The following is a 19,782-nucleotide window of genomic DNA, read 5'->3' on the forward strand; positions in this document are numbered from 1 at the left end:
CCTTACTGGCGGGCGATAATCTCCTCGCCGGCAACGACCAGCCGCATTCCAAGGTCGCCGGAGCGACGCCGGGCGAGAAAGCGCGGACGGCGCTTTGTCGAACTGCGGCCCTTGCGGCGTTCCTGCGGCGGCAGGGTCTTGATGGCGGCGCCGAGCGATTCCTCCAGCGTGCGGGCAACGCCGTCTGCTTCGATGAGAAGCATGGGAAGGCGGTAGGCGTCCACCCAGGCCCGCCAGTCGGCGGCGACGTCATAAAGGTCATCCGCCACCAGGAGCGGCACCGACAGCATCGGGTCGTGGTGCAGAAGTTCCAGCGTCACCGTGACATTGCCTTCCGGATCTTCCATGGCACGCGCGGCGACACCGCGAAACACCCGCGCCGGCAGCGCGATGATCGCCGGCACGCCGCTCATCTCCAGCATCCGCCGGATGACGACGCCGCGATGATCGATGGAAAAAGTCACATCGCCATGATCGTCGCGGGTCGCATAACTCACCGTTTGCGGCAGGCGAAAAGGGTCGAGACGCATGGCGCGCCCGGCCCAGACTGGCTTCAGTCCGGTGTTCATACAATGCCTTCCTGTCTCTCCTGAGAGCCGGTTTTCCGGTCCCTCGAGAGCGCCGTGCGTTCAATTGAACGCACAAAGGACGCCCTCACACTTTGATGGAGCATCGGAATATCCGAAAACCGGATTCCACTTTTCGGTCCGATGCTCCGGGCCAGTTTTCCCGACCTCGTTATGAGCAGAGACTAGCGCGGGGTTCTTACCGCCGCGCTTAAGAAAGTCGGTTAAATTTTGCTGATCTCGCGGATGGTTATCGGAATACCACCAGCACAGATAATGGAAAGGATCAGATAACCTTGCCGGGGTTCATGATGCCGGCAGGGTCGAAGGCCGCCTTGACCCGCCGCATCAGGTCGATGGCCATCGGCGGCGCGGTGGCGATGAGTTCGTCCCGCTTCAACTGGCCGATGCCGTGCTCGGCCGAAATCGAGCCGCCGAGCCTGCGTACGATATCGTGCACCGCCTTGTTCATGGCATGATAGAGCGCAAGGAATGCCTCATCATCGCCGCCTTGGGGGCGCGAAATATTATAGTGCAGATTGCCGTCGCCCATATGGCCGAAGCAGACCGGCCGCGCGCCGGGGCTGACCGACTGGACCGCATCTCCGGCAAGCGCGATGAATTGCGGGATCGAGGCGAGCGGCACCGAAATGTCGTGCTTGATCGAGGCGCCTTCGGGCTTCTGCGCTTCCGGCAGCACCTCGCGAAAATTCCAGAAGGCGTCGGCCTGCGCCAGACTGGCGCCAATCACTGCATCGCCGGCGGTTCCGGCCTCCAGTGCGGCGGAAAGAATATCTTCGGCAAGGCCCCTGGCATCCTCGGCGGAACGCCCGGACGAGACTTCCATCAGCACATACCAAGGCCAGTCGCCGGCGAGCGGGCGCACGACGCCTTGCGCATGCTTCAGCGTGAAATCGTAAGGCCGCTGGCCGATCAGTTCGAAGGCGGTCAGCGCGCTGCCGGCGCGATCCATGGCAAGGCCGAACAGCGCCAGCGCCGCCTCGCTCGACGGCAGGCCGACAAATGCCACCTCGCGGCCCTTGGGTTTGGGAAAGAGTTTCATGACCGCCGCCGTAATCACGCCCAGCGTACCCTCCGCGCCTACGAACAGGTTTTTCAGATCGTAGCCGGTATTGTCCTTTTTCAGCTTGCGCAGATCGTCGAATACCTCGCCCGTCGGCAGCACCACCTCTACACCGAGGCACAATTCGCGCGCATTGCCATAGGCGAGCACGCCTGTTCCGCCGGCATTGGACGACAGATTGCCGCCGATCTGGCATGAACCCTGCGAGGCCAGCGAAAGCGGAAACAGCCGGCCAGCCGTATCTGCGCCTTCCTGCAAGGTCTGCAAGATGACGCCAGCTTCGGCGGTCACGGTGTTGGAGTGGATGTCGATTTCGCGGATGCGATTCAGCCGGGACAGCGAAAGCACGATTTCGTGCCCCGATGCATCCGGCACCTGTGCGCCGACCAACCCTGTATTGCCGCTTTGTGGCACGACCGGGGTTTTCGTTTCACTGGCAAGGCGCATGATTTGACTGACCTCATCGACGCTGCCCGGTCTCAGCACCATCGACGTGCGGCCATGCCACAGGCCGCGCCGCTCCGTCAGGTAGGGCGCGATATCGGCCTGATCGCGCAGCGCATATCTGTCACCGACAATCGTCGCGAACCGCGCGACAAGACCGGAATCGAGAGCTGACGAAACATCATCCATGGCTTATCCGTCTTTCGTCGTCGCTGAGGCCGCGTGGCGCGGCGGCACGCGACAAGCGGTCGTTGATGGCCTCGCCCAGACCGGACATCGGAACAGTCTCCACGGCAATCATTTCCGCTCCCGCCACATCCAGTTGCCGCATGAAGGCAAAAAGGTTGCTGGCCGCCTCGCGCAGATCGCCTTTTTCGGAAAGGTTGAGTTGGGCTGCCGCCTTCTGCCAGCCGGCAATGCGCTTCGGTCCGAATGCCAGCAGCGCCTCGCCTTCCCGCACCGCTTTGGCATCGAGGCGCATTCCGGTATTCGGCGCATAGTGCGAAACCATCATGCCCGGCGCCTGGATACCCGCGACACCGCGCTGGAGCGCGACGCCAGCAACCCGCTCGATCTCGTCAGCAGCCATGCCGCCCGGCCTCAACAAACGCAAGCCGCCATCCACGGCCCTGACGATGGTGGATTCGAGGCCGACCTCGGTTGCACCGCCATCGACCACCAATCTGATCTTTTCGCCCAGCGATGCTGTCACTGCGGCGGCGGATGTGGGGCTGATGCGCCCCGAGGTATTGGCGCTTGGCGCCGATAGCGGCCGGCCGAACCGCGCGATGAGTGTTGCGCCAAAACCCTGCGGCATGCGCAGCGCAATGGTGTCCAGCCCGGCGCTCGCCAGCGGATGAATGTCGGCATCGTGCTGCAAGGGCACAACCAGCGTCAGCGGGCCGGGCCAGAAGGCGTCGGCCAATTTTCGCGAGAGAGGGTCGAACCGGCCAATGCGCTCGGCCATGGCAAGATCGCTGACATGGGCGATAAGAGGATTGAAACGCGGCCTGCCCTTCGCCTCGAAAATACGGGCGACCGCCTCGCCATTTGTGGCGTCACCGGCAAGGCCGTAAACCGTCTCGGTCGGGATGGCGACGACCTCGCCCTTGCCCAACAAAGCCAGCGCGCGCTCCATGGCGTCGCCGGCGGGAACGATCTCAGCGATTGTGTTCATGGCCCAGGTGCTATCGCGGCGCGCGCCTTGCGGCAAGCAAAAGCCGCGTATCACCCCGCAATGCGGGAGAAATCGGCAACCGTGTCGGTGGCGGCACGAATGCGCTCCAGCAGCGCCAACCGATTGGCCCGCACGGCCTGATCCTCATCATTTACGAGAACATCTTCAAAGAATGAATCAACCGGTTCGCGCAGGCCACTCATGGCAAGCATGGCGCCGGAAAAGTCTTCATTCTGAATCGCTTGCGCGGCCTGGCTGTCGGCCTGATTCACCGCCGCAAACAGGCTTTTCTCGGCATCCGCCCTGAACAGCGACGGATCGACCGTGTCGGCAATTGCCGTGCCCTTCTTGTGCTCGGCGGCCAGAATGTTGGCGGCGCGCTTGGCGCCGGCAAGCAGGTTCTTGCCATCCTCGGTATCGAGGAAGGAACCCAGCGCCTCAACCTTGCGCATGATGATGAGCAGATCGTCGGACTGCGGCGTGATGACGGCATCGATCAGATCATGCCGCGCACCCTGATCGCGGAGGTACACTTTCAGGCGGTCGTGAAAGAAGGAGAGGAGATCGGCCTGTGCCCACGTGGCAAGTTCCAGCCTCACCCCGTTCTCGACTAATATCCGCACCACACCCAACGCCGCCCGTCGCAACGCGAAGGGATCCTTGCTTCCCGTCGGCTTTTCGTCGATGGCCCAGAAACCGACCAGTGTGTCCAGTTTGTCGGCCAGCGCCACCGCCACCGAGATCGGGTCGGTTGGCGCACGGTCGGACGGGCCTTGCGGCTTGTAATGTTCCTCGATCGCCGCCGCGACGCTCGCATGCTCACCCTGCAACAGCGCATATTTGCGGCCCATCGCGCCCTGCAATTCCGGAAATTCACCGACGATTTCTGTGGTGAGGTCTGCCTTGGCCAGCACCGCCGCGCGGGTCGCCAGATCGGGTTCTGCACCGACAATCGGCGCAATCTCTTGCGCGAGCCGCCTGATGCGTTCCACGCGCTCGCCCTGCGTGCCGAGCTTGGCATGAAAGGTGACGCCAAGATGATCCAGCCGCGCCATGCGCTGATCGAGCGGCTTTTTCAGGTCCAGTCCGAACTTTTCAGCCGACGCCTGCAATTGTGCGAGATCGGGAAGGTCCGCCTGATCCGTCTTCCAGAAATGGACCGCATCGGACAAACGGGCGCGCACCACCTTGCCGTTGCCGTGGGCAATTTCCTTACCGCCGTCCCTCGCCTCGATATTGGCGACAAGTACGAAACGGTTGGAAAGTGCGTCCTTCGAGGCTCGCTCCGCTCGCGCCTCAGGATGAGGATCGTCGTTGGGGTGGCTCAGCCCTTCCTCATCCTGAGGTGCCGGCGAAGCCGGCCTCGAAGGACGCACCACAAAGCACTTCTGATTGGCGCGGATGGTGAGACGGATCACCTCCGGCGGAATGGCCAGGAACTCCTTCTCAAATTCGCCGAGCAGAACGACCGGCCACTCGACCAGCCCCGCGACCTCTTCCAGCAGCCCATCGTCTTCGACCAGTTCCAGCCCATTGGCAAAGGCCAGGTTGTGGGCATCCGTCAGGATGATTTCCTTGCGCCGGTCGGCATCGATGACGACTTTGGCGGCTTCCAGCTTGGCGGCATAATCGTCGAACCGCTTGACGGTGATCTCGTCCGGCGCGTGAAAGCGGTGGCCGCGCGTAACGTTGCCGGAGCGGATGCCCTCGACCTCGAAATCGACCACCACCGGTTCCTCGGTTTCCGGTCCGAAAGTGCACAGGATCGATTGCAACGGACGTACCCAGCGCAGCGCCTCGCCGCCCCGCCCCTCGACGCCGCCATAGCGCATGCCTTTCGGCCCCGACGCAGCCCCCCAGCGCATGGATTTCGGCCACGGAAAGGAGCGGATGATGCCCGGCAGAAGGTCGGCGATAATCGCCTCTGCCGCCCGGCCCGACCTGGAAATGCGGGCAACGTAGAAATCGCCCTTCTTCGGGTCGGACTGGATTTGCGCCTCGTCGATGGAGGCGAGGCCGGCAGAGCGCAGAAAACCCTGTATGGCCTGTTCCGGCGCTTTGGTGCTCGGCCCCTTGCGCTCTTCATGGACATCCCTGGAACGCGCCGTGACCCCGCGAATATCAAGCGTCAGCCGGCGCGGCGTGAAATATTCGCGCGCCGCCTCATAGGTCAGGCCGGCATCGACCAGACCATCCGTCACCATTTTCTTCAAATCCGCGGCAGCTTTCCGCTGCATGCGGGCGGGAATCTCTTCCGAACGAAGTTCGAGCAAAAGGTCAGGCATTATGCGGCCTCCTGCACGAGGCCAAAACCGCCGGCGTCGGTGAGCAGAAAGGCCTCGCCACACGCCTTGGCGAGATTACGCACCCGCAGAATATAGCTCTGCCGTTCGGTAACCGAGATCACCCCGCGTGCGTCGAGCAGGTTGAAGACATGGCTTGCCTTGATGCATTGGTCATAGGCCGGCAGCACCATAAGGTGCGGCTGGTCCGGCGCGGCTGGCGCCCCGGCTTTCAGCAGCGCCTGGCATTCGCCCTCGGCATCGTCGAAATGCTTCAGCAGCATCGCGGTGCTGGCAAATTCGAAATTGTGGCGCGAATATTCCTGCTCGGCCTGCAGGAAGACATCGCCATAAGTGACCTTTTCCGTACCTTCGCGGCCGTTGAAGTTCAGGTCGTAGACATTGTCCACGCCCTGCACATACATGGCCAGCCGCTCCAGTCCGTAGGTCAGTTCGCCGGCAACCGGCGCGCATTCGATGCCGCAGACCTGCTGGAAATAAGTGAATTGCGAGACTTCCATGCCGTCGCACCAGCATTCCCAGCCGAGCCCCCATGCGCCGAGCGTCGGGCTCTCCCAATCATCCTCTACGAAGCGGATATCGTGCAGCAGCGGATCGATGCCGATGGCCTCCAGCGAGCCGAGATAAAGCTCCTGCAAATTCGGCGGGTTCGGCTTCAGGATAACCTGATACTGGTAATAATGCTGAAGCCGGTTCGGGTTCTCGCCATAGCGGCCATCCTTCGGCCGGCGCGACGGCTGCACATAGGCCGCGTTCCACGCTCGTGGTCCAAGTGCGCGCAGCGTCGTGGCCGGATGAAAGGTGCCGGCGCCCACTTCCATGTCGTAGGGCTGGAGCACCGCGCAACCATAGTCCGCCCAATAAGCATGCAGGGCCAGGATCAACCCCTGGAACGAGCGGCGGGGATTCATATGGTCGGCAATATCGGCGTTCACGGGGGCCTCGAGGGGAAAGGCAGATGCGTGCCCGTCCTAGAGGCGCGACCCAGCAGCGTCAAGATGAAGGGGAACGCTTCGCGATGCCCGGACGCGATGCAGTCCCTGAATGTTTGGCGTGCCGAACTGCCCATGACCTCCGCTATGGCTACGGCGTTCGTCAGTCGAAACGCCCAGTCAGGGGCTTTTCGTCCAGCTATGCCGGAACGTTCCTCACCCCTTTGGGCTTGGCGCCGGCTGCGGTTTGGTCTTAGGAGTCTCCTGAGCGGTGTTGGGTTCGATCGGCGGCAATCCATCGGCCAGTTTCTTCTGGACTTCGGCGAGCACATCCGGATCGGGCTTCAGGTCGCGCGCCGTGCTCCACTGGAATGTCGCTTCCAGGCGCCGGCCGACCCGCCAATAGGCGTCGCCCAAATGAGCGTTGAGCACCGGGTCTTCGGGTTTCAGCGAGACGGCGCGTTCCAGTTCACGCACGGCGTCATCGTAGCGGCCGAGCTTGAAATAGGCCCAGCCAAGCGAATCGACGATATAGCCGTCGCTTGGCCGCAGATCGACGGCCTTCTGGATCATCGCCAGGGCTTCCTTGTAGTTCTCGCCCCTGTCGACCCAGGAATAGCCGAGATAATTCATCACCTGTGGCTGGTCGGGATTGAGTTCCAGCGCCTTGCGGAAATTCGGTTCGGCCTTCGGCCATTCCTTCAGACGCTCATAGGCGATGCCGCGCTGGTAGAAGATGTTCCAGTCGCCCTTGTCCGGCGTCTTCAAATGTTCGACAGCCTTGTCGTAAAGATCGGCGGCCGCGCGAAAATTCTCTTTCGAGCCATAAACGCCACCGAGCGCCAGATAACCGCGCATATCGTCCGGATTGGCATCGACCAGGGCCTTGAGATGCGACACTGCCTCGTCCTGTCGGCCGAGATCTGCCAGATTGAGACCGAGTTGCAGTTCGGCAACCTCCTTGAGCGGAGAGTTGTCAGCGACCCGGCGATAGTATCCGATCGCGCGCTCGCCGTCCTTCAACTGCTCGGCGATGCCCGCAAGCTGAACCAGCACTGCGGCGCTGTCGGGATTCATGGCGAGCGCATATTCGAGATAGAGCCGCACGAAAGGCTGGCCGCCACCGCGATTGAGCGCAGTGGCAAGGTCAAGCAAAATCTCGGCCGCACCGTCCGAGGGCGTCGCGACGAGTGGCTCGATCTTCTCGCCCTTGGTGATCTTTTCACGCAGCGCGATGATCTCTGGCTTGCCGGTTACGAACTTTTCGGCCTCGTCCAGCGCGGCCAGCGCCTTGTCCTTGTGGCCATGTCGCGCCAGGAATCCGGCATAAGCCTCGGCCGCGCGAATCCATGTCTCGGGAGCCGCACCGCCGGCCGCCGTGTTCTTCACTGTGGCACTATAGGCGGAATCGGCCCGGTCAGTCATGCCGGCGGCATCTGCGATCAGGGCGCGATGGAAGGATTTGAACAAGCCAAACCATTCCGGACCCTTGAGTTGGTCGATATAGGCCAGCGCATCCGCACCATTGCCCGCCCCTTCCTTGGCCCAGGCAGTCATGATGCCGGCGATCAGACGATCGAGATCGCCTTGCAAGGAAAATTTCAGCCAGTATTGCGCCTTGGAATAGTCCTCCTTGCGGAAGGAATCGACAGCCAGCGCCAGCCGGGAAAACCGTTCGACGTCCGGCACTTCCTTGAGCCTGGTGGCATAGGGCAAGGATTCGTCGAAACGGCCCTGGGCGATAAGCGACAGCATCAGGCTCTGCTGCAGATTGACATCGCCGGGGTCGAAGGCCAGCGCCTGCTTGTAGAACTTGATGGCGTTGTCGAGATCATTGTCCATCTCGGCAACGCGCGCCGCCAGATAAGCGCCCGAGAGCGAGGTAATCTCGACAGGCTTCGATGAATTCGCGGCATCGGCGTTCTCGCCGGCATAAGCCGGCAGGCACAGCGTCATGGCTGTCACCATCGCCAGGCCCTTGAGCCAGTGCGCATATGTTTGCCGCATCGTCATCCCTTCTGTGTGCCGGCTTTCCGTCAGCCGCAATCGTGCCCGGAACAGGCAAAGCAGAATCCCTTTTCGGGGGCAAGCATGGCCTTTTTGCGATAAAGCATCAATCGGCAGCGCTTCACAATCGAGTCAGGCGCTGTCAAAAGCTCCCGCTTTCCCGCGCGACGGTCAAGAGACCCGGCTGATGCAGAAATCGATCACGTCGATCAGTGCCGACTTTTGCGGCGTGGCATCCAGCGGCGCCAGCGCATCGCGGGCGATCTCACCAAAATGCCGGGCACGACTGATCGTGTCGGCCACAGCGCCATGGCGTGCCAGCAGGCCGGTAGCCTTTTCCAGTCCCGTATCGTCGGCGCGTCCTTCCTCGATGGCGCGCTTCCAGAAGGCGCGCTCGGCTGCCGTGCCACGGCGGTAGGCAAGGATGACGGGCAGCGTCACCTTGCCCTCGCGGAAATCGTCGCCGACATTCTTGCCAAGGTCCGTGCTGGAACCGCCATAATCCAGCGCATCGTCGATCAACTGGAACGCGAGCCCGAGATTCATGCCATAGGAGCGCAACGCGGCGCGATCGGTGCGTGACGCGCCGGCAACGACCGGACCGACCTCGGCGGCCGCCGAGAACAGCGCCGCCGTTTTGGCCTTGATGACGGCGAAATGTTCGTCCTCGGTGGTTTCGAGGTTCTTGGCCGCTGCCAGTTGCATGACTTCGCCCTCGGCGATGATCGACGCGGCGCTTGACAGGATATCCAGCGCCTCCAGCGATCCGACCTCGACCATCATGCGAAACGCCTGGCCCAGAAGATAATCGCCGACCAGCACGCTCGCCTGGTTGCCCCAGATCATGCGCGCGGTCTTCTTGCCGCGACGCATGCCGCTCTCATCGACCACATCGTCATGCAACAATGTGGCGGTATGCATGAATTCGACGCTGGTGGCCAGCTTGACATGGCCGTCGCCGCGATAGCCGAACATCTGAGCGGCGGCCAGCGTCAGCATCGGTCGCAACCGCTTGCCGCCGGACGAAATCAAATGATTGGCGATCTGCGGGATCATTTCCACGTCCGACCCGGCCTTGGAAAGGATCAATTCATTGACGCGCCCCATATCGGCAGCGGTGAGGTCGATCAGATCCTTGATGGATGCGACGTCCGGCTTGGCGTTTTCGATGTTCAGAACCACACCCACCACAAACACTCCAGTCACAAAAAGCGCGACACGATGCACGCAATAATCCAAGCCCAGATTGACTCTAGCGACATCCGCCGCCGCGGCAAGAGGCGAAATGGCGCGGCAACGCGCAATCCCGCCGCCATCCACCAACACGACGGGTATCGACACACCTGCCCCCGGCTGGCATTGTGGCCGCATGTAGTCGTACGTTCATCGATGCCGGCATGCAGGCGCAATTGACTCGAAATCCCGCAATCCGGCTCTGGCAGACGCTTTCGACAGGCGGGCTGCTCGTTGCGACGGTATTCTTCGCTGCTTCGCTGACGCCGTCGCTCATTCCGCGCAGCCATATCACGCAAGGCATCCTTTCCGGTTTTGCTTGCGCCGCCGGCTATGGCGTCGGCGTCGCCGGCTTCTGGTTGTGGCGGTATCTGGAATTGCCACGGGGCAGCACCCGTCTGGTCCGGCGGGCCCGGATTGCAGCGACAATCATCTGTCTCGCTATCGCTTTCGTTTTTCTCTGGCGCGCTACGGCATGGCAGAATTCCATCCGAAACCTGATGGGCATGACGCCGGTCGAAAGCATCTATCCCTTCACCGTCGGCCAGCTCACGCTGGCGATCCTGATCGTCCTGATCGCACTGGCACGTCTGTTCCGGCTGACATGGCGCGCGGTCACCACACGCCTGCGCCCGTTCATTCCGCGGCGCATCGCCAATGTCATCGGCATTGCCGTCGCCGCCGTTCTCTTCATCGGCATCGGCAATGGCGTCCTTCTCAGATACGCCCTGCATATCGCCGAAGGCTCGTTTCGCACTCTCGATTCATTGATGGAACCCGACGTCAGTCAACCAGCAGATCCGGCAAAGACCGGCAGCGCCGCCTCGCTGATAAGTTGGGATGACCTCGGGCGCGCCGGGCGCAACTTCATATCGAGCGGCCCATCGCAAAAAGACATAGAGACCTTTCTCGGTCGCAAGGCCCTTGCCCCCATCCGCGTCTATGCCGGCCTTGGCTCCGCCGATGCGCCACAGGCGAGGGCCAAGCTCGCTCTGGCCGAGTTGAAGCGCGTCGGCGGGTTCGAACGCTCCGCGCTCATTATCGCCACGCCCACCGGAACCGGCTGGATGGATCCGGCCGCAGTGGACACGCTCGATTATCTCGAAGGCGGCGATGTCGCCACCGTGGCGATCCAATACTCCTATCTCGCAAGCTGGCTGTCACTGCTGGTCGAGCCCGAATACGGCGGCGAGGCCGCGCGGGCCTTGTTCAGCGAGGTTTACGGCTACTGGACGAATTTGCCGAAAGATCATCGACCAAAGCTCTATCTTTATGGACTGAGCCTCGGCGCCATGAACTCGCAGCGTTCCAACGAATTGTTCGAGGTCCTGGCCGATCCGTATCAAGGTGCGTTGTGGGCCGGGCCTCCCTTTTCAAGCCAGCCATGGGGCTCGATCACACGCCAACGCAATCCCGGCTCGCCGGTCTGGTTGCCGCGCTTTCGCGACGGGTCTTACGTGCGCTTCACCAGTCAGACCGACGCGCTCGCCATTCCCGGCGCGCACTGGGGGCCGATGCGGATCGTCTACCTGCAATACGCCAGCGACCCGATCGTGTTCTTCGACGCACTTTCCATTTACAGGCCGCCGGCATGGATGCACCAACCGCGCGGCCCCGACGTCTCGCCGGCGCTACGATGGTACCCCATTGTCAGCTTCCTGCAATCGCTGGTGGATATGGCCATCGCAACCACCACGCCGGCAGGCTACGGCCACGTCTATGCGCCGCAGCACTATATCGATGCCTGGCTCGAGGTGCTGGGTGCAAAGGATTGGTCCGCGCCGGAGATCGCAAGGCTGAAGCAGCATTTCGCCAAGCTTTAAGCAGGCCGTTTACATCGTCGCGCCAAGCTGCGAATTTCCGCCGATGATCGAACTTTTGCGCACCAACGATGCCGTCATCATTTCCTTCGTCGAATCGCTGATGCGCGATGCCGGCATCCGCTGCTTTGTCGCCGACAGCAATATGAGCATACTCGACGGCTCGGTCGGCATATTGCCGCGCCGAGTGATGATCGATGGCGAGCGGGCAGACGAAGCACGGCGCATCCTTACCGATGCCGGCATCGCCAATGAAATGCGCTGACGATGATAGCAGCGACATTATCGGAGCGGGAAATTCCGGCCCATACGATCGATTCCTTCCATCGTGGCGGCTTCTGGCTGGCACAGCCGGCAAGGGGCGGGCACAGGGCCGGCATGGACGCAATGGTGCTGGCGGCTGCCGTGCCCTCGTCCTTCGGCGGCCGGCTGGCGGACTTCGGCGCCGGTGCCGGGGCGGCCGCGCTCGCGGTGCTTTCGCGCTGCCCGGATGCCTCGGCCGTGTTGTTCGAGCGTGCCGCCGAAATGACGATTTTCGCCGATGCCACGCTTGCCCATCCCGCCAATGCGCATCTTGCCAGCCGCGCCTCGGTGCTGCGCGCAGACGTCTCTTTGGAGGCAAGTGCGCGCAAAACCGCCGGGCTTGCCGACAATTCGTTCGATTACGTCATCATGAATCCCCCCTTCAACATGGGCGACGACCGCGCCACGCCCGATGAGTTGAGGCGGCAGGCGCATGTCATCCAGGACGGATTGTTCGAAAGCTGGATCCGCAATGCCGCGGCGGTTCTGAAACCGGGCGGTGGCCTGGCGATCATCGCCCGCCCGCAGTCGCTTCAAGCCATTCTCGCAGCTCTCTCGCGCCGCTTCGCCAATGCCGAACTGCTCGCCCTCCATCCGCGTGCCGATGCGGCTGCGATCCGCATCATTATCCGGGCCGTTCACGGCGCGCGCGGCAAGCTTTCAATCCGGCCGCCGCTGGTCCTGCACGGCGACAACGGCCATACTTTCACCGAGCGCGCCGATGCTGTGATCAACGGACTGGGATCGCTGTTTGGAGACTGACGGGAGCCACAGCGGCATTGCCCTTCGACGCGGAATCCCTACATGCCTCTCGCCTACAATCGGAGATGACAGACCTTGCGACGCCTTTTCAATCGATTGCTGCCGAAATCCTGGCGCTCCAACGATATCGTCGTCCCGGTTATCCGCTTGCAGGGAACGATCATGGCCGGCGGCAGCCAGTTTCGTCCGAGCCTGTCGCTGGCCTCCTGCGCCGGGATCATCGAAAAAGCCTTCGCCTTCGATGCGCCCGCCGTCGCCGTTTCGATCAACTCGCCGGGCGGCTCTCCGGTCCAGTCGCGGCTGATCTACAAACGCATCCGCGATCTGGCAGCGGAGAAGAACCGCCAAGTGCTGGTTTTCGTCGAAGACGTCGCGGCATCGGGTGGCTACATGATCGCGCTTTGCGGCGACGAGATCATTGCCGACCCCTCCTCCATCGTCGGCTCCATCGGCGTGGTCTCAGCCTCCTTCGGCTTTCCCGAATTGATGAAAAAGATCGGCGTCGAGCGGCGTGTTTACACCGCCGGCAGGAACAAGGCCGTGCTCGACCCGTTCAAGCCGGAAAAGAAAGACGATATAGAGCGCCTGAAAGCCTTGCAGCTTGAAGTCCACGAAACCTTCATCGACATGGTCAAGGACCGGCGCGGCGCAAGGCTCAAGGACGAGCCGGACCTGTTCACCGGCCTGTTCTGGAGCGGCAGGCGCGGCCTGGAACTGGGGCTCGTGGATGGATTAGGCGACATGCGTTCCACGTTGAAGGCGCGTTTCGGGCCGAAGACCAGGCTCAAGCTGATCACCGCGCCACGCGGCCTGCTTTCGCGTTTCGGGCTGTTCGGCAGCAGAAGCGCAGCTTCGGAAATCGCGGGCGCGGCAGCCGGTGGCCTGATCGATGCGGCGGAAGAACGCGCCCTTTGGGCACGCTTCGGCCTTTGAAAAATCGTCCGGAGCGTCTACCATGCGGAAATATCCCACCCCAGCGGCCTGATCCCGGTGATTTGCAGGCCGATCTAGCGCGGGAGGACCATTGGAATGCCACAACTCATATTCTTCATCGTCGTCGGCGCCGTTGCCTATTATGGCTACCGTACCTTCATCAAGGAAGCGGATCGGGTGACGGCCAAGGTGCGCCGGACCGAAAAGCAGGCCGCCAACGGTACGATGGGAACGCTGGTCAAGGATCCCAAAACCGGCGAGTATCGCCTCGCCAAGGACTGAGCGCCAACCGGCTTAGGGCACGATCGTGAATGTCATCGCCGCACTGCTCGTTGAAGCCGCGCCGGCGAAGATCAACCTCGCCTTGCACGTAACGGGCCGGCGCGCCGACGGCTATCATCTGCTTGAAAGCCTTGTCGCCTTCGCCGAACTCGGCGACAGGATCGAAGTTCGGCCGACGAACGAGGATCATTTTTTCATCGGAGGGCGCTTCGGCGGCGAATTGGCAGCGGACAACCACAATCTGGTGCTGCGCGCGCGCGACGCGCTGCGGCAGGCGGTTGCGCTCACGCCGCTCTCTCCGGTTTCGATCCATCTCGAAAAGATGCTGCCGGTCGCCTCCGGCATCGGCGGCGGATCGAGCGATGCGGCGGCGGCCTTGCGCCTGCTCAATCGGCTGTGGGGATCGCCGCTCACGGTCGAACAGCTTGCCGCGCTTGCCCGCCAACTCGGCGCCGACGTGCCGATGTGCCTCGCCGCCCGGCCGCTGATCGCGCGCGGCATCGGCGAAATGGTTGAGCCGGTCGCCCTGCCCGCTCTGGCCATGGTGCTGGTCAATCCCGGCGTCGCTGTCTCGACGCCGCAGGTCTTTGGCCGGCTCGAAAGCCGTGAGAACCCGCCGCTGCCGCCATTGCCGCGCCATGCGGATTTTGCTGGCCTTGTCGGATGGCTCATCGCCACGCGCAACGATCTCGAAGCGCCGGCCCGGCAAATGGCGCCGGTCATCGGCGACGCGCTGGACGCGCTGGCATCGAGCGGCGCCGCATTTTCACGCATGTCGGGATCCGGCGCCACCTGCTTCGGCCTGTTTGCAACGCCATCCGCGGCGCAGGCTGCCGCCACAACGATCCGGCACGCGCGGCCGAACTGGTTCGTCGAAGCGACGGCAACGAATTGAGGTCAACAGCATGGCAAAGCCCCGCCCCTTCATCCCCATCGGCATCGCGGTGCTTACCGTTTCGGACACGCGCAGCTTGGCCGAAGACAAATCCGGCCAGACGCTGGCCGATCGGATCATCGAAGCCGGCCATGTGCTTGCCGCCCGCGATATCGTCACCGACGATATTGAAGCTATTCGAGAGAAGGTGCTCGGCTGGTCACAGGACGACGCCATAGACGTCATCATCACCACCGGCGGCACCGGCTTCACCGGTCGCGACGTCACGCCGGATGCACTGGAGCCGATATTCGAAAAGCGCATGGACGGATTTTCCGAAGTGTTCCACCGCATCTCCTATGACAAGATCGGCACGTCCACCATCCAGAGCCGGGCGACTGGCGGCGTCGTCAACGCCACCTTCGTCTTCGTGCTGCCTGGCTCCCCCGGCGCCTGCCGCGACGCCTGGGACGGCATCTTGAAGGCCCAGTTGGATTACCGGCACATGCCCTGCAATTTCGTCGAGATCATGCCGCGGCTGGACGAGCATCTGCGGCGCGGCGGCAAATAGGCATCAGGGCCGGCGGAAGCCGGTCGGGCCGCCATAAAGATAGCCGATGCGGGCAATGGCATCTTTCAGCCCCTCGCGCGAAACCAGCATGGTGTGGCCACTGGCGTGGATCATGTTCTCGCGGTCCGTCATGATCGCGACGTGCCCCTTCCAGAACACCAGATCGCCACGCTGCAGGCCGGAATGATCCGGCCCCGGATCGAGCGCCTCGCCCAACCCGGCTGCCTGCATGTCGGAATCGCGCAGCACGTCACGGCCGGTCATGCGCATGGCAAGCTGCACGATGCCGGAGCAATCCACGCCGAAACCAGACATGCCACCCCACAGATAGGGGGTGGCGAGCAGGCTTTCGGCCACCGTTACATAATCCCCCGCATGCTCGGCAATCGGGCGCAGATGGCTGGCGATCACCGCCTCGCCGGACAGAAGCACGGCATAGGACGTGCCGCGCGTCTCCACCTGCCCCGCAATCGCCAGCGTCGACCCCATGGACAGGACCGAGCGGCGCGGAAAGCGCAGGTCCGGCCCTGGATAAACGAAGGTGCGCGGTGCGGAGACGATGTGCGTCGGCTCCTGCCCGGCAGATCCAATGGCCTCCGCCGCGACATAGCCGACATAATCGTCGCGCTCGGCCTGCACCCAGGCCCAGCCGTCACTTTGGTCGAAAACCCGCACGGCGTCGCCGAACAGAAGCTGCGTGTCGATGCCGCTTTCAAGCTTCGGCTGCCGGCGCATGTCGGCCACCGGAACCACGATCCGCGCCAGAGTACCGGCGACGAAGCGTTCAGCCTCCACCTCACCCTTGAGGCGAAGGTCGGCAAGGTCGGCGCGAAAAGCGTGAAGGCGAGGGTCGTGAACGGTCAAGGTCGCGGCTTTCAGATCGGCAGTTGTAACGCGCTGGCGATGATATCATCGCCGAAGCGCTCGACATAGAGCGCACCCTCGACAGTTCTGCGGACCAGCACGTTGCGGCGGTCGTTCTCGTCGCGGTGGCGTGAGACCAACTTCATGGCGCCCATCGTATCCAGCGCGCGGGTGATGACGGGCTTCGTCACGCCGAGCCGAGCAGCCAGCCCGCGCACGGTGTGTGGTGGCGCATCGAGGTAAACGGTAAGCAGGATCGCCATCTGCCTGAGCGTCAGGTCGTGCGCGTCATTATGGACCGTGTGCAGCGCCACCTGCTGCCACAATCGCAATGCCTGAACAGGACGCAACTGGATCGCCATGAGGCCGAGTATGGCCGGAAATCGTTTCGCTTCCGTTTCATTTTGTCAGCTCGCCGCAAGGCGCGGCCGGTTGACGCGAGACCGTCAACCCCACCAGAAGATGGTTGCAATGATGATATAGAGCCCAATGAGCGCCGCGCCATCGACAATATCGGCACGACCGTCCACGGTCACGACCGTGACCACGAGCACCGACAGAAAAAGCGCACCGGCCAGGATCGGCGGGATCGCCAGCGTGAAGGGCGCGCCGCCGAAGGCGAAGCTGACAAGGATAAGGATGGGAATGAGCGCCACGGCCACCTGAAGCGCGCTGTTGAGCACGACGCTGACCGCAAGGTCGGCCTTGCCTTCGGCGGCGAGCCGGATACCGACGACATTCTCGACGGCATTGCCGGCAATCGCAACAACGACGAGGCCGGCGAACGCTTGGCTGATGCCTAGCACTTCAATCGCCGGCTCGAGCGCCTCGACAAACCAGTCCGAGACCAAAGCCGCCGCAATTCCGCACAGCGCCAACACGCCTACAGCCATGGCCAGCGGCCACGTATGACCACGCTTGTGCGCCTCGGCGGGCATTGTCCTTTCGCCTTGCGTGAGCATGACCTTGGTCTGGACCGCAAGGACAAGCAGGAGAACGATGGCGCACACGACCGCCAGCGGCTGCTCATGCTCGGCAGCGGGCAGATGCAATTCGTGCGCCAGCGTCGGCAGCACTAGGGCGCAAACGGCCAGCAAAAGCAGGATGGCTATCATTCGCGGCGCCTGGCTCTCGAATTTCAGAACCCCATGCCTAGCGCCGCCCATGAAGAAGGCCAGACCGAGCACAAGCAGCGCGTTCCCGAGGATCGAGCCGATCAGCGAGGCCTGAACCACCACCACGAGGCCGGCCTGAAGGGCGAAGATCGAAACGAACAGTTCAGGCAGATTGCCCACCGCCGACTGGATGATGCCTGTCGCTGCGGGGCTGAGATAGTTTCCCAGTTGATCCGTGGCCTCGCCGATCAGATGCGCAATGCCGGCCAGCGCAAGCGCGCAGACGGCGAAATTCGGGATCGGCCCGACGCTCAAGGCATGCAGCACGGCAGCGAGTCCGACCAGAACGGCCGATGCGCCCATGACGACCCAGGCCTTGCGTTCAACCGTTGCGAACATTGGTCCCCCTCTTGTGCAGGCCCAGTCTATCTATATTCAGCCGAAACGGCGCGATATCACCCGTTCCAAGGCGCGGATGCCCTGCGCCTCGCCGCCAACCGGGGCATGTGGGCGCTCGGTCGGATTCCAGCCGTAAATGTCGAAATGCGCCCAGCAGGTCGTCTTTTCCACGAAACACTTCAGGAACAATGCCGCCGTGATCGAGCCGGCAAAGCCGTCTGCGGTGACGTTATTGACATCGGCAATGCGAGAAGAAAGCTTCGCCGTATAGGGTTGCCAGAGCGGCATGCGCCAAAGCGGATCCTCGACCGCGGCGCTCGCCTCGCCGAGTTCGTCGGCCAGTGCATCGTCATCGGTGTAGAAGGGCGGCAGGTCCGGGCCGAGCGCCACGCGAGCCGCGCCCGTCAGCGTCGCCATATCGACCAGCATCTGCGGCTGTTCCTCATCGGCCAGCGCCAGCGCATCGGCCAGGACCAGCCGGCCTTCCGCGTCGGTGTTGCCGATTTCGACGCTGATGCCCTTGCGGGATGTCAGCACGTCGCCCGGCCGGAAAGCGTTGGCGGAAATGGAATTCTCCACGGCCGGGATCAGCACGCGCAGCCTGACCTTCAACCCGACCGCCATGACCATAGATGCCAGGCCGAGGACATTGGCCGCACCGCCCATATCCTTCTTCATCAAGAGCATGCCGCTGGCCGGCTTGATATCCAGCCCGCCGGTGTCGAAGCACACGCCCTTGCCGACCAGAGTGAGTTTCGGCGCATCCGCCGGGCCCCATTGCATGTCGATCAGGCGTGGCGCCTCGACAGAGGCGCGCCCGACGGCATGGATCATCGGGAAATTTGCCCTGAGCAGTTCGTCGCCGGCGATCACCGAGATTTCGGCCTTGTGGACCTTGGCCAATGCGCGGACGACATTTTCGAGCGCCTGCGGCCCCATATCGTTGGCCGGTGTGTTGATGAGGTCACGCGCCAGAAAGACACCGCCGGCAATGCGCTTGACAAAGGCGGGATCCACACCTTCAGGCAAGGCAAAGCGCAATGCCCTGCCCGGTTTCCTGCCATAACGGGTGAAGGTATAGCTGCCGAACAGAAGCCCGAGCGCCGCAAGGTTCGGATCGGCATGCCGTGACGAAAACCGCCACTCGCCGTCCGGCAAGGCCTTGGCCAGCGCGCCGATGCCAAGCACGGGCCCGTCCGCACCGATGCCGAACAGGGCGCCGCCAACGCCGCCATCGGCGCCCGGCAGCAGCAGCGTGCGGCCGGCCTCCCCGGCAAAGCCGTTCGCGGTCGCCCAGGCCAGTTCCGACGGCGACAGGCCGGCAGTTTCCAGCTTGCCGGCGGCAATGCAATGAACGGGCAAGGCCGCTTTCAGCGCCTTGTCAAAAAACTCGACAGCCATGAAAACCTCTTTCTTCATCAGACGGCGCAAATAGCCTGCATCGATGGAATTTTTATAACCAAAGCCGGCGGGACGCCATTACCGAAGCGACGTGTGAATCCTGACCTGTGCGGCTGCGAAGAATGCATAGGCGGCAAGCTCGGCAAATTCCTCGAAAGTCTCGTAACCGGCTCCGACCATGAAGCGCAGCGGTGTGCGCGATCCGTCCACCGCCAGGGACAGAGCGGCGGCGATGGCGATCATCACAATCTCAAGCCAGGGAACGCCGCGCTGCCGGATGATTTCTCCCGGCAGGCGCCAGAAGCGGAAGCGCACCGCAATCGCTAGCATCGCCACAGCCAGTATCGCGAGCGCGGCATGGACCGCGTCGATGAAAGGCAGCAGGTGGGACGAATAGATCGGCTGGCCTTTGGAGGTAAATTCCGTCGGTGGATAGAGGCTTGCGCCCCAGCCAAGTTCGCGGCCGGCGAGAAACAGCCAGATGAGGACCCCGCAACGCCAGTACCAGACATGGGCGGGCACCTCGGAGGCTGCCTGATAGCGAAAGGCAATGACCGCCCCGCCCAGAAGCAACAGGATTTGAAAATTTTCGATCGGGCCGTTTTCCCAGGCAATGCTGGGTGCAAGGACATTGACAAGGCCAATCGCGGCAAGGAGGGAAACGAATCCCAACAGGCGAAAAAACAACAACATGCCGCCGACTAACCTGGCA

19 protein-coding genes are annotated in these 19,782 nt (G+C 62.8%); 7 read left to right on the forward strand and 12 right to left on the reverse strand.

Going from position 1 to position 19,782, the window contains the following annotated elements; translation table 11 throughout:
• Nucleotides 1-2: 2 nt before the first annotated feature.
• From BFN67_RS14660 to BFN67_RS14690, 7 genes are all read right to left on the reverse strand, one after another.
• On the reverse strand, nucleotides 3-569 hold the full coding sequence (locus BFN67_RS14660; protein ID WP_080920306.1) for a DUF6101 family protein: 567 nt from the start codon (nucleotides 567-569) through the stop codon (nucleotides 3-5).
• Nucleotides 570-852: 283 nt separating this feature from the next.
• Entirely contained in the window at nucleotides 853-2,283 is a 1,431-nt protein-coding gene (locus BFN67_RS14665) for an FAD-binding oxidoreductase (protein WP_080920307.1), read from the reverse strand.
• Nucleotides 2,276-3,271 carry an L-threonylcarbamoyladenylate synthase gene (locus BFN67_RS14670; RefSeq protein ID WP_139789189.1) on the reverse strand — a complete coding sequence of 332 codons (996 nt, stop codon included), beginning with the start codon at nucleotides 3,269-3,271 and terminating at the stop codon, nucleotides 2,276-2,278. Before BFN67_RS14670 ends, BFN67_RS14665 begins: the two co-directional genes overlap by 8 nt.
• Nucleotides 3,272-3,321: 50 nt before the next feature.
• Complete coding sequence (gene glyS / locus BFN67_RS14675) at nucleotides 3,322-5,556, reverse strand: glycine--tRNA ligase subunit beta (RefSeq protein WP_080920308.1); 2,235 nt, start codon at nucleotides 5,554-5,556, stop codon at nucleotides 3,322-3,324.
• Entirely contained in the window at nucleotides 5,556-6,485 is a 930-nt protein-coding gene (locus BFN67_RS14680) for a glycine--tRNA ligase subunit alpha (protein ID WP_080920489.1), read from the reverse strand. Before BFN67_RS14680 ends, glyS begins: the two co-directional genes overlap by 1 nt.
• Before the next feature lie 237 nt (nucleotides 6,486-6,722).
• A complete protein-coding gene (locus BFN67_RS14685) occupies nucleotides 6,723-8,513 on the reverse strand; it encodes a tetratricopeptide repeat protein (protein WP_080920490.1) in 1,791 nt (596 codons plus the stop codon).
• Between the two features lie 171 nt (nucleotides 8,514-8,684).
• Nucleotides 8,685-9,701, reverse strand: a complete 1,017-nt coding sequence (locus BFN67_RS14690; RefSeq protein ID WP_080920491.1) for a polyprenyl synthetase family protein — start codon at nucleotides 9,699-9,701, stop codon at nucleotides 8,685-8,687.
• Nucleotides 9,702-9,874: 173 nt separating this feature from the next.
• Between BFN67_RS14690 and BFN67_RS14695 the strand changes: the two genes are divergently transcribed.
• The 7 genes from BFN67_RS14695 (at nucleotide 9,875) to moaB (ending at nucleotide 15,291) form a co-directional block, all read left to right on the forward strand.
• Complete coding sequence (locus tag BFN67_RS14695; RefSeq protein ID WP_342587449.1) at nucleotides 9,875-11,569, forward strand: alpha/beta hydrolase; 1,695 nt, start codon at nucleotides 9,875-9,877, stop codon at nucleotides 11,567-11,569.
• A gap of 43 nt (nucleotides 11,570-11,612) precedes the next feature.
• Complete coding sequence (locus BFN67_RS14700; protein ID WP_080920310.1) at nucleotides 11,613-11,831, forward strand: putative signal transducing protein; 219 nt, start codon at nucleotides 11,613-11,615, stop codon at nucleotides 11,829-11,831.
• A gap of 2 nt (nucleotides 11,832-11,833) precedes the next feature.
• On the forward strand, nucleotides 11,834-12,631 hold the full coding sequence (locus BFN67_RS14705; RefSeq protein WP_080920311.1) for a methyltransferase: 798 nt from the start codon (nucleotides 11,834-11,836) through the stop codon (nucleotides 12,629-12,631).
• Between the two features lie 75 nt (nucleotides 12,632-12,706).
• Nucleotides 12,707-13,564: a S49 family peptidase gene (locus tag BFN67_RS14710; RefSeq protein ID WP_080920312.1), complete on the forward strand. Its 858-nt coding sequence runs from the start codon at nucleotides 12,707-12,709 to the stop codon at nucleotides 13,562-13,564.
• 96 nt (nucleotides 13,565-13,660) lie between these two features.
• Nucleotides 13,661-13,846 (forward strand): hypothetical protein, encoded by a 186-nt coding sequence (locus tag BFN67_RS14715; protein ID WP_080920313.1) that lies wholly within the window; start codon nucleotides 13,661-13,663, stop codon nucleotides 13,844-13,846.
• A 25-nt stretch (nucleotides 13,847-13,871) separates the two neighbouring features.
• A complete protein-coding gene (locus BFN67_RS14720) occupies nucleotides 13,872-14,741 on the forward strand; it encodes a 4-(cytidine 5'-diphospho)-2-C-methyl-D-erythritol kinase (protein WP_080920314.1) in 870 nt (289 codons plus the stop codon).
• Nucleotides 14,742-14,751: 10 nt separating this feature from the next.
• On the forward strand, nucleotides 14,752-15,291 hold the full coding sequence (gene moaB / locus BFN67_RS14725; RefSeq protein WP_080920315.1) for a molybdenum cofactor biosynthesis protein B: 540 nt from the start codon (nucleotides 14,752-14,754) through the stop codon (nucleotides 15,289-15,291).
• 3 nt (nucleotides 15,292-15,294) lie between these two features.
• On the opposite strand, the gene BFN67_RS14730 is transcribed toward moaB, so the two are convergent.
• The 5 genes from BFN67_RS14730 to BFN67_RS14750 all read right to left on the reverse strand — a co-directional run bounded on the left by BFN67_RS14730 (nucleotide 15,295) and on the right by BFN67_RS14750 (nucleotide 19,763).
• Nucleotides 15,295-16,155, reverse strand: coding sequence for a C40 family peptidase (locus BFN67_RS14730; protein WP_080920316.1), 861 nt, complete (start codon nucleotides 16,153-16,155; stop codon nucleotides 15,295-15,297).
• Between the two features lie 11 nt (nucleotides 16,156-16,166).
• Entirely contained in the window at nucleotides 16,167-16,517 is a 351-nt protein-coding gene (locus BFN67_RS14735; protein ID WP_080920317.1) for a MarR family winged helix-turn-helix transcriptional regulator, read from the reverse strand.
• An 84-nt stretch (nucleotides 16,518-16,601) separates the two neighbouring features.
• Nucleotides 16,602-17,669 (reverse strand): calcium:cation antiporter, encoded by a 1,068-nt coding sequence (locus tag BFN67_RS14740; RefSeq protein ID WP_080920318.1) that lies wholly within the window; start codon nucleotides 17,667-17,669, stop codon nucleotides 16,602-16,604.
• A 36-nt stretch (nucleotides 17,670-17,705) separates the two neighbouring features.
• Complete coding sequence (locus tag BFN67_RS14745; RefSeq protein WP_080920492.1) at nucleotides 17,706-19,070, reverse strand: leucyl aminopeptidase family protein; 1,365 nt, start codon at nucleotides 19,068-19,070, stop codon at nucleotides 17,706-17,708.
• A gap of 78 nt (nucleotides 19,071-19,148) precedes the next feature.
• Nucleotides 19,149-19,763: a hypothetical protein gene (locus BFN67_RS14750; protein WP_080920319.1), complete on the reverse strand. Its 615-nt coding sequence runs from the start codon at nucleotides 19,761-19,763 to the stop codon at nucleotides 19,149-19,151.
• Between the last annotated feature and the right edge of the window lie 19 nt (nucleotides 19,764-19,782).

This window comes from Manganibacter manganicus, assembly GCF_002075885.1.
Lineage (GTDB): Bacteria > Pseudomonadota > Alphaproteobacteria > Rhizobiales > Rhizobiaceae > Mesorhizobium > Mesorhizobium manganicum.

What these genes read in the sequence shown, in the direction of transcription:
- BFN67_RS14660 (WP_080920306.1), bottom strand. Translation starts at nt 569, where the DNA reads ATGAACACCGGACTGAAGCCAGTCTGGGCCGGGCGCGCCATGCGTCTC.
- BFN67_RS14665 (WP_080920307.1), bottom strand. Translation starts at nt 2,283, where the DNA reads ATGGATGATGTTTCGTCAGCTCTCGATTCCGGTCTTGTCGCGCGGTTC.
- BFN67_RS14670 (WP_139789189.1), bottom strand. Translation starts at nt 3,271, where the DNA reads ATGAACACAATCGCTGAGATCGTTCCCGCCGGCGACGCCATGGAGCGC.
- glyS (WP_080920308.1), bottom strand. Translation starts at nt 5,556, where the DNA reads ATGCCTGACCTTTTGCTCGAACTTCGTTCGGAAGAGATTCCCGCCCGC.
- BFN67_RS14680 (WP_080920489.1), bottom strand. Translation starts at nt 6,485, where the DNA reads ATGAATCCCCGCCGCTCGTTCCAGGGGTTGATCCTGGCCCTGCATGCT.
- BFN67_RS14685 (WP_080920490.1), bottom strand. Translation starts at nt 8,513, where the DNA reads ATGCGGCAAACATATGCGCACTGGCTCAAGGGCCTGGCGATGGTGACA.
- BFN67_RS14700 (WP_080920310.1), top strand. Translation starts at nt 11,613, where the DNA reads ATGATCGAACTTTTGCGCACCAACGATGCCGTCATCATTTCCTTCGTC.
- BFN67_RS14705 (WP_080920311.1), top strand. Translation starts at nt 11,834, where the DNA reads ATGATAGCAGCGACATTATCGGAGCGGGAAATTCCGGCCCATACGATC.
- BFN67_RS14715 (WP_080920313.1), top strand. Translation starts at nt 13,661, where the DNA reads ATGCCACAACTCATATTCTTCATCGTCGTCGGCGCCGTTGCCTATTAT.
- moaB (WP_080920315.1), top strand. Translation starts at nt 14,752, where the DNA reads ATGGCAAAGCCCCGCCCCTTCATCCCCATCGGCATCGCGGTGCTTACC.
- BFN67_RS14735 (WP_080920317.1), bottom strand. Translation starts at nt 16,517, where the DNA reads ATGGCGATCCAGTTGCGTCCTGTTCAGGCATTGCGATTGTGGCAGCAG.
- BFN67_RS14740 (WP_080920318.1), bottom strand. Translation starts at nt 17,669, where the DNA reads ATGTTCGCAACGGTTGAACGCAAGGCCTGGGTCGTCATGGGCGCATCG.
- BFN67_RS14745 (WP_080920492.1), bottom strand. Translation starts at nt 19,070, where the DNA reads ATGGCTGTCGAGTTTTTTGACAAGGCGCTGAAAGCGGCCTTGCCCGTT.
- BFN67_RS14750 (WP_080920319.1), bottom strand. Translation starts at nt 19,763, where the DNA reads ATGTTGTTGTTTTTTCGCCTGTTGGGATTCGTTTCCCTCCTTGCCGCG.